The organism is Bacillus sp. FSL W8-0629 (genome assembly GCF_038593225.1).
Classification (GTDB): Bacteria; Bacillota; Bacilli; order Bacillales; family Bacillaceae; genus Bacillus; species Bacillus altitudinis.
Genome location: NZ_CP151975.1, coordinates 723,994 through 738,557 on the forward strand (window position 1 = coordinate 723,994; position 14,564 = coordinate 738,557).

Consider the following 14,564-nt stretch of genomic DNA (forward strand, 5'->3'; position numbering starts at 1 on the left):
GTTATTTATAGAAAGAAGCGATGACAGGCTTCATTTTTTGAATGACAAGTCCACTGCCTCCACGGTTTTTCACACCTTCAATCATGCCGACGAGGACATAATCTTCTTTTTTAGGATTAAACGCAAGTAAAAATCCATTTTCAGTACCGTCTGTCGCACCTTGTTTGCTCTTTAGTTCCGCTGTTCCCGTTTTAGCGGCTATATCAGCCCCTTTTATTTGCAACGAGTGAGCGGTTCCGTTTGAATTGGTGACGACTTGAGTTAGTGCATCCTTCACCGTATTTGCTGTATCTTCTTTGATGATCTGTTTTGGTGATGCTGTTTTTTCATTCTGAATGACTCGAGGGTACACAAGCTTTCCTCCTGTTGCAAATGGAGAATAGGCATGTACTTGTTCAATTGGAGACATGAGTAATTCTCCTTGGCCATATGCTGAGTCGGCAAGTAAGATGTCTGATTTGATCCCGTCGTTAGACACTTGTGCTGGCTTCATTGTAAACGGCATGTTTAAATTATCGCCAAACCCAAATGTTTTCACTTTTTTCTCGTATTGATCTTTGCCGATTTCAAGGGCTTCCTGTCCAAAATAAATATTATCTGAGTACACGAGGGCATCGACCATATTGACTTGTTCTTTGTCATGAACCCGTGTAATGCGATAATTTCCCCATGATTGATCCTTTTGCCATTTCAGTCCATGAATGGTGCGCACTTTATTAGGTTTTGTGACACCTGTTTCCAGTCCAATCGCTGCTGTAATGGTTTTGAATGTAGATCCTGGTGCATATCTGCTCGCATATCGAGCTTGGAATGGGAGATCAGGATTTTCACTGTATGCTTGGTATTGTTTAGGCGTGATCCCGTTGGTCATTAAATTAACATCGTAAGAAGGGGTGCTAACAAGCGCTAATAAATCACCTGATGATGGATTCATAATGGTGACAGCCCCTTTTTCACCTTTCAGCTGTTGATAGGCTTTTTTCTGTAAAGATGCATCAATGGTCAGTTTGACTGTTTTTCCGTCTTTTCGGTCTGTTTTTTGTAATGTTTCTTCAATACCTGTTTCATCATGGATAATGAGGATGCTTCCGCCATCTTGTCCTCTTAAGTTCTTGTCAAATGTGAATTCAAGGCCGGTTTTGCCGATGATTTGATCCGCCTTTAAAGCTGGATTTCTTTTGATATCATCCGCATTTGCTTTTCCCACATAGCCTGTCAGATGAGCAGCGGCTTCGTTATATGGATAGTAGCGCATTTCCTTCGTTTGATAGGTGACGCCATTTATGTCTTTTGGAATCGGCTTTTGCTCTAACATAGACTTTAGCGGGACAAATGTGTCATCTGTGACCCATGCTTGTTTCAGCTGATTTTGAATCAGCTCTTCATCTATATCAAAAGCGCTGCTGATTTTTTTGATGTTGCTTTCTTTTTCCGTGCCTGTCCCGAGCTTTCCAGGGATGATGCCAAGCGCGTGTCCACCAGTTGTTTCTGCTAACGTGCGCCCTTTTCGATCTACAATATTTCCGCGTACCGCAGGATCCGTTGTCACTTTGATGGTGTCACCCTTTTCCATTTGCGGGAAGATGAGATTTGGTTTCCAGTCTACTTTCCACTCGTTATCCTCTTCGGAGAGAACGCCCTTGTAAGAGAGTTTGTTCAGTTTTCCAAGTGACGTTTTCATCGTGACTTCATAGGTGAATTGATACCCATTTCCTTTATCCTGTTTTTCTACGTTGACGTTTGAGACGTTTAGTTCATTCGCACCGATGCCGCTAAAGATATGATCGTATTTTTCGGCAAATTGTTTTTTAGAAAAGTCATTGGCTTTCAGAGAGCCGCTTGTGACCTCATCTGCCAATTTTGTGAATTCTTTTTTCTCCAGATGTTTCGTAAAGGATTCAGCGGCTTTCAGCGCCTCTTTTTCTTTGGAGAAAAGCGTATCTTTTAAGAAAAAGAGAGCAGCAGCAATCGCGATGATGCTAAGAAGGGGAATGATGACTTTTTTCTGTTTCCAAAATGATTTTCGTTGATCTGTATACAATGAAAACACCTCAATTTTTGATTAGATCCTCTATAGTTTACAGTTACTGTGTAGGATTTGTATAGTTTCTCCTATGAAAATAGACCAAGTCATGAAGTGGAAATATGAAGCAAGACACAGTTGCTGCTTAAGGATATCTTCATTTTTTCTTATGATTTAAAGGATTTTTTATGTGATCATCGAATGTGAAAAATTAGAAAAAATTAAAAGCGTTTTCATGAAGGAGGAATTGTGATCGTTTATAAAAAAGTGAATCTGACTGGACTTGTTCTTGGACCGATCTTCTTTTTGCTTATTTTTTTGCTCATTCCAGAAAGTGAATTGACCTATGCACCAAGAGTGGTACTGGGCGTTACGGCTTGGACTGCGACATGGTGGGTCACAGAAGCTTTGCCTATACCGGCTACCTCTTTATTGCCCATCATCCTTTTGCCAACACTTGGCGGGCTATCGATGGAGCAAACATCAAGAGCTTATGGAGACCCGATTGTTTTTATGTACATGGGCGGATTTATGATTGCCATTGCTATTGAAAAATGGAATTTACATAGAAGAATGGCCTTACATATTTTAAACATCATTGGCACAAGAAGTGACCGCATTGTATTAGGGGTTATGATGGCAACGGCCTTTTTATCTATGTGGATTTCAAATGCAGCCACAGCACTGATGATGCTGCCTGTGGCACTGGCTGTGATTAAAGAGGTGAAGGCGAACGATATTTTGTCTGGTGCATCTCTTGACCGATTCAGTAAAAGCATTCTATTATCGGTCGCTTATTCAGCCTCTATTGGCGGACTGGCGACACTCGTTGGGTCTGTGCCAAATGCTGTTTTTGCAGCGATGTCAAAAAAGCTATTAGATCGAGAAATTATGTTTTTTGAATGGTTTTTGTTTGGTTTTCCGGTGGCGGCTGTTCTGCTCATTCTCTTATTTCTGTATTTGACCAAGATACAGTTCAAGGTAGAGCACACAGGGGAAATGGGAGCAGCGTTTATACGGAAGGGTTTAGAGGATTTAGGCAAAATGAAACAAGAAGAAAAATGGGTTTTTGCTATTTTTCTTATGACGGCTTTTTTGTGGATTTTTAAAATCTTTTTGTTTGGCGGGCTTCCTGTCTCGGATACGTCGATCGCAATCTTTGGGGCGATGCTGTTATTTCTTATTCCAGCGACAAATGGAGAGAGAATACTAGAATGGCAGGATATGAAGCAGTTGCCATGGGGGCTTTTGCTTTTGTTTGGAGGCGGGCTTTCGCTCGCTACAGGATTTGCGGAAACGAATCTAACAGGATGGATCGGGGAAAATTTACAGCATTTAAATGGGTTGTCGTACCTCATGCTGCTAATTATTTTAACGGCTTCTATTTTATTTATGACCGAAATTATGTCTAATACAGCAGTTGCGAACATGATCATTCCGATTACAGTAGGGCTTGGACTTGCAATTGGCATGGAGCCGTACGGCTTAATGGCTGCGGCTGCGTTAGCATCTTCATGTGCGTTTATGTTGCCAATCTCCACACCACCAAATGCGGCTGTCTTTAGTGCGGACGTGCTGAAAATATCTGATATGGTCAAGGCTGGCTTTTGGCTAAATGTGATCAGTATTGTAGCGATTGTGCTTGCGGTTTATTTCTGGCTTCCGGTCGTGCTGAGATGAAGACTTTGATCGAATGGAGACTTTTGGTGTTTTTGTTTCTTTTGGCTTCGGTACTGAAGTTGCCTTTTTGAGGTGCGGGTCCTTTGGCGTGTAATAGGTGGCTCCAATGTTGAGTCTGCCTTTAAGCTGATCAATGGAAAGCTCACCAAACTCTAAATGGTAGTCAATTTTGTCCACATGCAGTGATTCAATGTGAATGTGCGTATCCTCCGAGACAGGCGGAGCAGGTGCAGACATTTTCTGCTCAAGAGCGGTGAGTCTTTTTTCCAGCTCGACGACAGATGGGGATGGACTGGCTTCGGTTTTTTTAAAGAGTGATTGAATGAAATGTTTCAAGTGGACCACAACCTTTTCTTTCGCCTTGCTCTAGTCTATGGAAAAGCTGCCCGGTATATACTTATAGAGATACATGAAAGGGGAGAAGTGCATGCTGCCTACACGCATTCAGATTACCCATATGAAGACGAATACGATTGGTACAGGGTCCTCGATGACATTCGGTTCGACGATCGTACGAAATCACTGCTCGACGATCAAAAGAAACAATGGTTTTGGTGAACAAAATGCCGATGGCGTGATCACGATCTTGCCGATTGAAACGATTGATGATCGTGATCTAATAGACGCAGTCAGTATCAATATTCGTCATCTATGATTATCGCAGTTGCTTTTCCTTCATCCTTTTGCAAGCGAATGTATAGCACGCCGTCTTTAAAAGCCGCATTCATTTGACCAAGAATCATATCTGGGAGCCGAATTTTTCTTTCAAACGGACCATACTTTCCTTGTTTTTGGCGAAAATCTTGTTCGTTAAAAAAGGAAAAACGCTGTCCTTTTACAACTAAATATTCACCATATGACAGCACCTGAACATCTTCCTTCCGGTAGCCAGGCAGATAAATTAAGTACTGAAATTCAGTAGGGGTTTCCACAATGTCGACTGGTGGAAACGATGCATCTGTTCCTCGCTGATCTTGCTGCGAGAATGTAAAGGGAGACGGACCATTTGCCATAAAGGGAGATCTTTGCTCATCATCGAATATCATTTTCCAAAAATCATCTCCATGCATTTGCTGGGCAATGTCCATCCACTGCTTCATTTTTTCGAAGTCCATGTGAAGACCTCCTGTTAACATACTTGATGGGTGCTCGCATATACCTATAAAAAGGAGGTTTATCTGTGGTTCAACCAACTCCGTATATCAATATTAATATTTTCATGTTAAAAATTAATTCCTTTGAAAATGCGTCGGCGGTGAATGTCGGACAAAATTTGTTAGCAGAGTGGCAAAACTCAGATAAAAAAAATCAGGGGTACGGACAGAATTTTGGAGATGCCAGCGGTTTTGTCGGAACAAAGAGCCATGTAGATGATCGAGATCAAGTGGACTCACCTGCCTCTTTTTCGCCAGCAGCTAAACCTATTCCAAGGAAGTGATGTGTGATGTTATTCTCACCCTCAGTCGTCAATGTCGGTGCTTTTAAAATCAATGCAATGGATCGGGGGGCATCACTGACGCTAGGACCTTATCAGCAGATCGATTATTTTCTCTCGATGAAATTGAACCAGGGTTTTGGTGAGGACAATGGAGATTGTTCACCGCTTGTCATTCCGATTTCAAGCGTACTCGATCCAGATATGGTGGATTCGAATTCAGTGAAAAACAGTGTGATTTAAACAAAAAAAGAGACCGGGATACCCCGTGTCTCTTTTCTATTGTGTTTGATTCAGATGGCTTTTGCGTCTTGCATAGGTAAAATACACAACGACACCAATGGCTACCCAGATGAGGAAGGCTCGCCATGTCTCCCATTTCAGTGTGGCAGCCAAGATCATACAAATGACCGCACTAATGATGGGAAGGACAGGAACAAAGGGTACTTTAAACGCTGTTTTCATATTCGGATGTTTTTTCCGGAGTATGATCACAGCGATCGAGATCACCGTAAAGGCCGCAAGTGTACCGATGCTGACTAAATTAGCAAGTGTTGATAAGTTGACGAATCCAACGATACATGCCGCAACAGCGCCTGTCAGCCAAGTGTTGGCAACCGGTGTCTTCGATTTTGGATGAACGTTTGAAAAGATTTTCGGCATGAGTCCATCACGGCTCATGGCAAAGGTTAAACGAACCTGAGCGTAGACAAGTGCAATTAACACTGTCGTAATCCCGATAATAGCACCTGCCGATATAATACCAGCGACACTATTCAGGCCAACCACTTGTAAAGCAAAAGCGACAGGGTCACTGACATTCAGCTTCGTGTAGTGAACCATGCCTGTTAAGACAAATGAAACCCCGATGTATAAAATCGTACAAACACCGAGCGCACCAATGATTCCGATCGGCATCGCTTTTTGTGGGTTTTTGACTTCTTCAGATGCATTAGCGATTGCATCAAATCCAAGGTAAGCAAAAAAGACAGTGGCCGCTCCAGCAATCACGCCATGGAAGCCCATTGGCATAAAAGGTGTCCAATTTTCAGGTTTAACGTAAGCAAAGCCTGAAATGATAAAGAGGAGGACAATGGCAATTTTGATGAGCACAATGATGTTATTCAGCTTTGTGCTCTCTTTTACGCCTCTTGAGACAATAAAGGTAATGAGTAAAATAATGAGTGCGCCTGGCAGGTTAAAGATGGCCCCATCAGCGGCTCCGGGTGCAGCCGATAAAGCCTTCGGTATGTGCAGACCAAATCCACTGAGCAGTGATTGAAAATAGGATGACCATCCGCTTGCCACAGCAGAGAGCGCAACAACATATTCAAGCATTAAATCCCAGCCCATTAAAAAGGCGAGGAATTCTCCAAGTGTTGCGTAAGAATACGTATAGACACTTCCTGACACTGGAATGGACGAGGAAAATTCAGCGTAGCAAAAAGCAGCAAGGGCGCATGCGATCGCAGCCAAAATAAAAGATATAATAATCGCAGGTCCCGCATCTTTCGCAGCCGCAACCCCCGTTATTACAAAAATGCCAGTCCCGACCACACAGCCAATGCCAAGCAAGATTAAATCAAATGTATTCAAAGAACGGCTCAGCCGCTTCGTTTGACTTTCAAGCATGAGCTGGTCGAGAGACTTTTTTCTAAATAAAGAACTCATGTTGACCTCCTAATGGATAAATCTTTTCGTAAGACGAATGTTAGTATATGCGTAAATGACAATTTAGTCAATTGGTTGAAAAACGCTTTAAATCACTAAAGTGTTAAACGTCACAAAAGGCTAATGTGTATCAAAAGACATCCGCCGTCATGTGACAGGCGGATGTGATAACAGGAGATTTACGTTTGTTCAGCAAATATTTTTTCGTTGTACAGCACACTCGGATGGGTTGGGTAATGGGCTGAGGATGCAAGATGATGGGTTTTGGCTTGAGCCAAATCACCGAGCTGATAATAACAATAGCAAAGCTGAAGGTGAGGATACCATGTTTTATATTGTGTCAGTGTAAAGGCTGTTTCGATTTCAGGTGCCTTCAGTGCCTGCTCATACCAATAGATGGCCGCTTTGTATTTATTTTGTGCTTTGAAATGATCCCCAATCCGGCAACAAAATTCTGGACGGGGTTGATCATATAAGAAGGATCGCAATAAGGAGGATAAGGCGGCTTCCTCAAAACCGACTGCATAATAGCAGTCAGCTAAATTTTGGCATGTGCGAATTTCATCCTCAATCCAGCATTGTTTTGTGGCTAAAAATTTGTGATAAAAGCGAATCGCCTTCACATGCTGCTTGTTATCTCGTAATTCATTGGCGAAGTAAAAGAGATCGCGAGGCGTCATCTCTTCGCCTTTTGCAAGCATGTTTTCATAAATGCGAAGATTGCGTCCAGGCTCTCCAGCGGTTGTTTTCTTACGCTTTTGATGGGTGACGGCGATATCAGCCGGTAAGATGTTGCCATACACCTGAAGAAACTCATGAACGGCCCCGTACCACTGAAAGTTCAAGGCACGCTTGACGAGCCGATTTCTTCTATATTTAAAATTCACCTGACCGTCCTCACTAAATCCAACGTGGTAAAACATCGAGACGGCATCTACTGCGGGATCAAGCGTCTGTTTGAGCTGAAGCAGTTTTTGCTGGTCCTCTTCAAGTAGGACATCGTCGGCATCCAGCCATAAGATATACTCTTTTGTCGCATGGGAAAAAGCGAAATTGCGTGCTTTTGCAAAATGCTGGACCCATTCAAAGTCGAGTACCTTTGCTGAAAAGGAGTGAGCAATGTCCTTTGTTTGATCCGTTGATCCTGTATCAACAATGATCATCTCATCTACAATGTCTTGAACAGAAGACAGGCAGTCAGCCAAAACCTCCTCTTCATTTTTCACAATCATACATAAACTAATGGTTATCATCTTTAGATCACCTCTTCATAGTGTATCGAGCATCAAAAGGAAACATTCTTTTCAGCAGCGGGTTTTTTTAAAACTAGTTTTCTGCTACTGGCTGATTTAAAATAAAGGAAGAATCTATGTAAGGGCTGATAAAATGAGTTTATTGAATGTAGAAGGATTATATAAAACCTATGGCGAAAAAACGCTGTTTGACCATATCTCTTTTCATATAGAACCAAAGGAACGCATCGGGTTAATTGGACCGAATGGAACAGGGAAGACAACGCTTTTAAAAGTCATTGCAGGACTTGAATCATTTGAGGAAGGCGACATCACAAAGGCAGGGACACTTGATATCGAATTTCTCGAACAAGATCCTGAAATGAGCGGGGATGAAACGATTCTCGACTATATTTTTTCAGGAACAGCACCGATGATTCAAACGATGAAAGCCTATGAAAAGGCGCTGGCTGATTTAGAGCATGATCCACAAAACGAGGCAAAACAAGAAGCGCTTATGCGTATGCAAAATAAAATGGATCAGGACGACGCATGGGATGCGAACCTTTCGGCGAAAACGATTTTGACAAAGCTTGGCGTTAAAGATGTGAGCCGATCTGTTCATGCGTTATCAGGCGGACAGAAAAAGCGTGTGGCGATCGCCAAAAATTTAATTCAGCCTGCGGGTTTGCTGATTTTAGATGAGCCGACAAACCATCTAGACAACGCAACCATTGAATGGCTTGAAGGATATTTGAGTCAATACAGCGGGGCTGTCATTCTTGTCACCCATGATCGTTATTTCTTAAACCGTGTCGCCAATCGGATTTATGAATTAAATCAGGGGCAGCTTTACACATATAAAGGAAATTATGAAGTCTTTTTAGAAAAAAGAGCGGAACGAGAAGCAGAAGCTCAAGTAAAAGAAACGAAACGTCAAAACCTGCTTAGACGTGAGCTTGCATGGCTCAGAAGAGGGGCAAAGGCTCGAACGACAAAGCAAAAAGCACGTATCGGCAGAGTGGAAGAGCTGAAGGATCAAAAGGGACCTGATGCAAAGGGAGAGCTTGATTTTGCGATCGGTTCTCACCGGCTTGGAAAACAAGTGATTGAGGCAGAAGAGATTAGCATCACATTTGCTGGTCAAACCCTTGTGGACCAGTTCAGCGATTTAGTCGTGCCAGGTGATCGTATCGGATTTATCGGACCGAATGGAGTGGGCAAAACGACTTTACTCAATTGCCTGGCGGGTAAAATCGAACCGACGAATGGACAATTGACCATTGGACAAACAGTCCGCATTGGCTATTACACGCAGGACCATAACGAAATGAATGAAGAGCTGAATATCATTGATTACATCAAAGAAACAGCTGAAATTGTCAAAACGGCAGATGGCGTCATTGTGACAGCAGAGCAGATGTTGGAGAGATTTTTATTCCCTAGATCCATGCAGCGCACATTTATCCGCAAGCTGTCAGGGGGAGAGCGCCGCAGATTGTATTTATTGAAGGTATTGATGGAAGAGCCGAATGTTCTCTTTTTAGATGAGCCGACGAATGATCTTGATACAGAGACGCTCAGCATTTTAGAGGATTATTTGGAGCAGTTCCCAGGCGTAGTCATCACCGTGTCGCATGATCGTTATTTCTTAGACCGAGTCGTCCATCGTCTGCTTGTGTTTGAAGGAAATGGACGTATTTCACACTTCCAAGGTGCTTACAGCGATTACATGGAGCAAGAAAAAGAACAGAAGCGGACAGAGACAAAACCAGCTGAAAAACAAGGAGAAGCTGCACCGAAAAAGAGAAAAAAACTATCCTATAAGGACCAGCTTGAATGGGATGGGATTGAAGATCGGATACAAGCACTAGAGGACAAACACCAGCAGCTCGAAGCCAGCATTGCTGAGGCTGGCAGTGATTTTGGGAAAATTCAAGAGCTGATGGACAAGCAAAAAGCCGTCGCTGAAGAACTAGAACAAGCAATGGATCGCTGGACAGAACTGTCGATGATGATTGAGGAATTAGAAAGTAATGAAAAATAAAGGTTGGCAAAAAAAACTGTAGAGACATTCTACAGTTTTTTTTGATAAGAACATTTGGCATAAGCATCGTGCTGGTGAATGGATTCTTCATTTCGACACTCAATTTGAAAGCCTTTAACCCAGTTTTGTTCGTACAACTCTGCGGCAATTAACCTCGCAACATCCTCTACAAAACGTGGATTTTCATAGGCCTGTTCTGTCACGTGTTTTTCATCTGGTCTTTTGAGTACAGGGTAAAGGGGTGCACTCGCATTAGACTCGATGATCTGCAGTAGATCTGCTTTCATGTCATCAGGGAGTTGACCTTGTTCAAACAGCTCTACCTGAATAGATACAGTGCCGCGCTGATTATGTGCGCCGTATTCACTGATTTCTTTTGAACAAGGACATAACGTTGTCACTTGAGCAGTGCAGCCAATATGACAAATCCATCCGTTTTCTTCATGAAAGTGGATGTCATATTGCACGTCTGCATGCATCAAACCGGACTTTCCGCTGATGGGACTCTTTTTTTCCATGTACCACGGAAAGGAAACTTGAATCGAGGCAGATGGCTGATTCATATGCTTGGCAAGCTGTGCTGTCAATTCTTTTAAGGAATCCACATCAACCGGCTTTCCGCTCTCATAAAATGAGTGAAGCTGCTCGGTGAGACGGCTCATATGAATACCTTTTTGATGAGCTGGCAAATATGTACTCAGCGTAAAATCAGCGGAAGCGGTTTGGTGCTGTGGAGCCGTTTTAGACAAAATATGTACAGGGTACGACACACGGCAAATTCCGACCTGTTCCAGATCAAAATAAAAGTCCTGTTCGGTTTGTTGGATGTCTATCATGTCCTCTTTTTGACAAGGTTTTGTTCTAGCGCTTGGCGGGACAGAACCGAATTGTGCGTGTCGTTCTTTTTTGGATGGAAATGAACGCATAGGGTACCTCCTTTAAAACGTAATGATTCCTATTTATTCTGCATCAAACCACAATAGAAATCAAGTGATCAAACATTAACGTTTACGTTAAGGTCATAAAGGTGTATAATAAAACATGAATTGATGAGCAGGAGGCACTGGTGATGGAATGGATGAAAATTGATCAAGTGGCGAAAAGAAGCGGTCTGACGAAACGGACGATTCGTTTCTATGAAGAGATTGGTTTATTATCAGCACCAAAGCGGACAGAGGGCGGTGTCAGACTTTACTCAGAGGATGACATGGAAGAACTGGAGAAAGTGATGCAGGCCAAAGAAGTACTTGGCTTTTCTTTACAAGAGCTTCAATCGTTTATGGAAATCGGAAAACAGCTTGAGCTGAATAAAGAAGGCTACTTGTTGTCACTTGACCCGAAGGAACGATTAGAAAAACTGTTAGATATTGATGCGCAGCTGACTGTGCAGCATCAATTGATTACAAAAAAGCTAGAAACGATTCAATCCTTTAAAAAGGATCTTGAAATGATGAAAGAAAGAGCGGCTCATGCCATTGAGCAATTACAAAAATAAACACCTCAGCGTGTTTATTTTATTTTGTTAAACAACTGTAGGAAAGGTTCTGATGGAATGAAGGAAGAAGAAGTGTTGAAACAGCGTACAAGTCTGCTTAGGCAGCCAAAAGCCGTCTGGGCCGTTGCCTTTGCATGTGTGATTTCATTTATGGGCATAGGGCTTGTAGACCCGATTTTGCCAGCCATTGCATCACAATTACATGCATCTCCAAGTCAGGTGTCTCTTTTATTTACGAGCTATTTGCTTGTCACCGGCTTTGTGATGTTTTTTACCGGTTTTATTTCTAGTCGGATTGGTGCGAAATGGACGTTATTAATCGGACTTATTTTTATTATTGTCTTTTCTGCTTTAGGGGGTACCTCTTCAACGATTAATGAATTAATCGGCTTTAGAGGGGGATGGGGCATTGGGAATGCCTTATTCATTTCAACGGCTCTCTCTGTCATTGTCGGCGTGTCTGTTGGAGGAAGTGCGAAGGCCATTATTTTATACGAGGCTGCACTAGGTCTTGGGATTTCGGTTGGACCGTTGCTTGGCGGAGAGCTTGGGACGATCTCTTGGCGCGGTCCATTCTTTGGCGTTGCGGTGTTAATGCTTGTTGCTCTTTTAGCCATTACGTTTATGCTTCCGCCGATGCAAAAACCCCAGAAAAAGGTGAAATTATTCGAGGCTGTCGGGGCGTTAAAATATAAAGGACTTTTAACGATGGCTTCTGCCGCTTTCTTATACAATTTCGGTTTCTTTGTGCTTTTAGCGTATTCGCCATTTGTGCTTCATCTGGATGAGCATGGTCTTGGTTATGTCTTTTTTGGATGGGGACTATTTTTAGCTGTGACTTCCGTCTTCTCAGCGCCGGTCATTCATCGCAAGCTTGGAACATTGACTTCTCTTGTGGTTCTGTTTGCTTCGTTTGCTGTGATTTTATTCGGTATTGGAATCTGGACTTCACATGTTGTAGTCGTCATCTGCGGAATTGTCATTGCTGGGGGTATTCTTGGTATGATCAATACTGTGCTCACGACCGCAGTGATGGGATCAGCACCGGTTGAGCGTTCCATTGCTTCATCCTCTTACAGTGCCGTGCGGTTTATTGGGGGCGCGATTGCTCCTTGGATTGCCGGCGTACTTGCTGAATCTTTTACTGCAAGCACCCCTTACTATGTTGGGGCGGCTGTCGTTCTGTTAGGCATGATCATCCTGCTAATTGGCCGGAAACATCTCATCAATATTCAAGCAGGTCATTAAATAGAAAAAGCCTTATATCTGCATGAGATATAAGGCTTTTTTGTGATTATAATACTTTGGTTGTCCAGGATTCACAATTCCAAGTTTCAGTGGCCACATCTTGATAAAATTCAGGTTCGTGTGAAATCAATAGGACGCTGCCTTTATATTCTTTTAACGCGCGCTTTAATTCTTCTTTGGCATCGACATCCAAGTGGTTTGTCGGCTCATCGAGAACAAGTAGGTTGGTTTCTTCATTGATCAGCTTACAAAGGCGGACCTTCGCTTTTTCACCACCACTTAAAACAGACACACGGCTTTCAATATGTTTTGTCGTTAAACCGCATTTGGCAAGGGCAGCTCTGACTTCATATTGTGTGTACGATGGGAAGGTGCTCCACACCTCTTCGATACAAGTGTTGCTGTTTTGCTCTTTTACTTCTTGTTCAAAGTAGCCTATATGCAGGAATTCTCCGCGTTCCACCTCACCAGAAATGGGAGAGATTTCTCCAAGAAGACTTCGGAGCAGTGTCGTTTTTCCGATACCGTTGGCACCGTATAATGCAATTTTCTGCCCGCGTTCCATTTTTAAATTCAATGGACGAGAGAGCGGTTCGTCATACCCAATGACTAAATCCTTCGTTTCAAAAATCAATTTCCCTGATGTGCGTGCTGGTTTAAAGTGGAATTCTGGTTTTGGTTTTTCCGCTGCTAATTCAATCATGTCCATTTTATCGAGTTTCTTTTGACGAGACATCGCCATATTTCGAGTGCTGACACGTGCTTTGTTTCTCGCGACAAAATCCTTTAATTCAGCCACTTCTTGCTGCTGCCTTTTATACGCTGCCTCTAGCTGCTGCTTTTTCACTTCGTACACTTGTTTAAATTGATCATAATCACCAACGTATCGCGTGAGTTCTTGATTTTCGACATGATAAATCAAGTTAATGACACTGTTTAGGAACGGGATATCATGTGAAATGAGGATAAATGCATTTTCATATTCCTGCAAATAGCGCTTCAGCCACTCAATATGCTGTTCATCTAAATAGTTGGTCGGCTCGTCAAGAAGAAGAATTTCAGGCTTCTCTAACAGCAATTTCGCAAGCAGTACTTTTGTCCGCTGTCCGCCGCTCAGCTCTGTCACATCACGATCGAGCCCGAGATCTGTTAACCCAAGACCTCTTGCAATTTCCTCTACCTTGGAATCAATAATATAAAAATCATTGTTTGTCAGGGCATCCTGAATGACGCCTACTTCTTCTAAAAGCTTTTCCAGTTCATCAGGATCTGCTTCACCCATTTTTTCGTAAATGTCATTCATTGCGGCTTCCATTGAGAATAAATAATGGAATGCATCTTGAAGGACTTCACGAATGGTTCTTCCTTTTTCAAGCACGGTATGCTGATCGAGGTAGCCGACACGGACATTTTTTGCCCATTCGACCTTTCCTGCATCTGGCTCAAGCTTGCCAGTAATAATATTCATAAACGTTGACTTTCCTTCACCGTTGGCGCCGATCAAGCCGACATGCTCGCCTTTTAATAACCGGAAGGAGACTTCGTGGAAAATGGCTCTGTCGCCAAAGCCATGACTTAAATCTTTAACAGATAATATCATTTTTTACACCTCAAATAGATTCAAAACGGCTAGTGCCTCTCATGATTATATCGAACTGTCCGGCTCGATAAAAGCACCAAAAGAAAAATTGCGTTTCAAAGCTGATTTTGAGATACTTAAGGATAGATTGAAT

General features: G+C 42.6%; 14 protein-coding genes. 7 read left to right on the forward strand and 7 right to left on the reverse strand.

Annotated elements, in window-relative coordinates; genetic code table 11:
- Position 1: 1 nt before the first annotated feature.
- Positions 2-2,041, reverse strand: a complete 2,040-nt coding sequence (locus tag NSQ17_RS03635; protein ID WP_326241550.1) for a penicillin-binding transpeptidase domain-containing protein — start codon at positions 2,039-2,041, stop codon at positions 2-4.
- Between the two features lie 231 nt (positions 2,042-2,272).
- On the opposite strand from NSQ17_RS03635, the gene NSQ17_RS03640 reads away from it, so the two are divergent.
- Positions 2,273-3,703, forward strand: coding sequence for a DASS family sodium-coupled anion symporter (locus NSQ17_RS03640; RefSeq protein WP_024718600.1), 1,431 nt, complete (start codon positions 2,273-2,275; stop codon positions 3,701-3,703).
- Here the strand turns inward: NSQ17_RS03640 and NSQ17_RS03645 are convergent.
- Complete coding sequence (locus NSQ17_RS03645; RefSeq protein ID WP_138278211.1) at positions 3,635-4,039, reverse strand: hypothetical protein; 405 nt, start codon at positions 4,037-4,039, stop codon at positions 3,635-3,637. The two genes, NSQ17_RS03640 and NSQ17_RS03645, sit on opposite strands and share 69 nt — an antisense overlap.
- A 91-nt stretch (positions 4,040-4,130) precedes the next feature.
- On the opposite strand from NSQ17_RS03645, the gene NSQ17_RS03650 reads away from it, so the two are divergent.
- Positions 4,131-4,358: a hypothetical protein gene (locus tag NSQ17_RS03650; protein WP_017360415.1), complete on the forward strand. Its 228-nt coding sequence runs from the start codon at positions 4,131-4,133 to the stop codon at positions 4,356-4,358.
- Here the strand turns inward: NSQ17_RS03650 and NSQ17_RS03655 are convergent.
- The gene (locus tag NSQ17_RS03655; protein WP_008344182.1) at positions 4,339-4,818 is read right to left on the reverse strand and encodes an Hsp20/alpha crystallin family protein; all 480 of its coding nucleotides are present in this window, start codon (positions 4,816-4,818) and stop codon (positions 4,339-4,341) included. The genes NSQ17_RS03650 and NSQ17_RS03655 overlap by 20 nt on opposite strands.
- A gap of 65 nt (positions 4,819-4,883) precedes the next feature.
- Between NSQ17_RS03655 and NSQ17_RS03660 the strand changes: the two genes are divergently transcribed.
- Both NSQ17_RS03660 and NSQ17_RS03665 read left to right on the forward strand, forming a co-directional pair.
- Positions 4,884-5,141 (forward strand): hypothetical protein, encoded by a 258-nt coding sequence (locus NSQ17_RS03660; protein WP_008344180.1) that lies wholly within the window; start codon positions 4,884-4,886, stop codon positions 5,139-5,141.
- A gap of 6 nt (positions 5,142-5,147) precedes the next feature.
- Entirely contained in the window at positions 5,148-5,381 is a 234-nt protein-coding gene (locus tag NSQ17_RS03665; RefSeq protein WP_008344178.1) for a hypothetical protein, read from the forward strand.
- Positions 5,382-5,417: 36 nt separating this feature from the next.
- Here the strand turns inward: NSQ17_RS03665 and NSQ17_RS03670 are convergent, their stop codons facing one another.
- Complete coding sequence (locus NSQ17_RS03670; protein ID WP_008344176.1) at positions 5,418-6,809, reverse strand: amino acid permease; 1,392 nt, start codon at positions 6,807-6,809, stop codon at positions 5,418-5,420.
- A 179-nt stretch (positions 6,810-6,988) separates the two neighbouring features.
- Positions 6,989-8,062: a glycosyltransferase family 2 protein gene (locus NSQ17_RS03675; RefSeq protein WP_041090656.1), complete on the reverse strand. Its 1,074-nt coding sequence runs from the start codon at positions 8,060-8,062 to the stop codon at positions 6,989-6,991.
- 133 nt (positions 8,063-8,195) lie between these two features.
- Between NSQ17_RS03675 and NSQ17_RS03680 the strand changes: the two genes are divergently transcribed.
- Positions 8,196-10,088: an ABC-F family ATP-binding cassette domain-containing protein gene (locus NSQ17_RS03680; protein ID WP_342467859.1), complete on the forward strand. Its 1,893-nt coding sequence runs from the start codon at positions 8,196-8,198 to the stop codon at positions 10,086-10,088.
- 29 nt (positions 10,089-10,117) lie between these two features.
- Here NSQ17_RS03680 and folE2 read toward each other — a convergent pair whose 3' ends face one another.
- A complete protein-coding gene (gene folE2, locus NSQ17_RS03685; RefSeq protein WP_342467860.1) occupies positions 10,118-11,014 on the reverse strand; it encodes a GTP cyclohydrolase FolE2 in 897 nt (298 codons plus the stop codon).
- A 143-nt stretch (positions 11,015-11,157) separates the two neighbouring features.
- Here folE2 and NSQ17_RS03690 point away from each other — a divergent pair, with 143 nt between their 5' ends.
- Both NSQ17_RS03690 and NSQ17_RS03695 read left to right on the forward strand, forming a co-directional pair.
- A complete protein-coding gene (locus NSQ17_RS03690) occupies positions 11,158-11,583 on the forward strand; it encodes a MerR family transcriptional regulator (RefSeq protein ID WP_017366797.1) in 426 nt (141 codons plus the stop codon).
- Between the two features lie 57 nt (positions 11,584-11,640).
- Positions 11,641-12,831, forward strand: coding sequence for an MFS transporter (locus NSQ17_RS03695; protein WP_135009828.1), 1,191 nt, complete (start codon positions 11,641-11,643; stop codon positions 12,829-12,831).
- Between the two features lie 46 nt (positions 12,832-12,877).
- On the opposite strand, the gene NSQ17_RS03700 is transcribed toward NSQ17_RS03695, so the two are convergent.
- Positions 12,878-14,431: an ABC-F family ATP-binding cassette domain-containing protein gene (locus NSQ17_RS03700; protein WP_008343192.1), complete on the reverse strand. Its 1,554-nt coding sequence runs from the start codon at positions 14,429-14,431 to the stop codon at positions 12,878-12,880.
- Between the last annotated feature and the right edge of the window lie 133 nt (positions 14,432-14,564).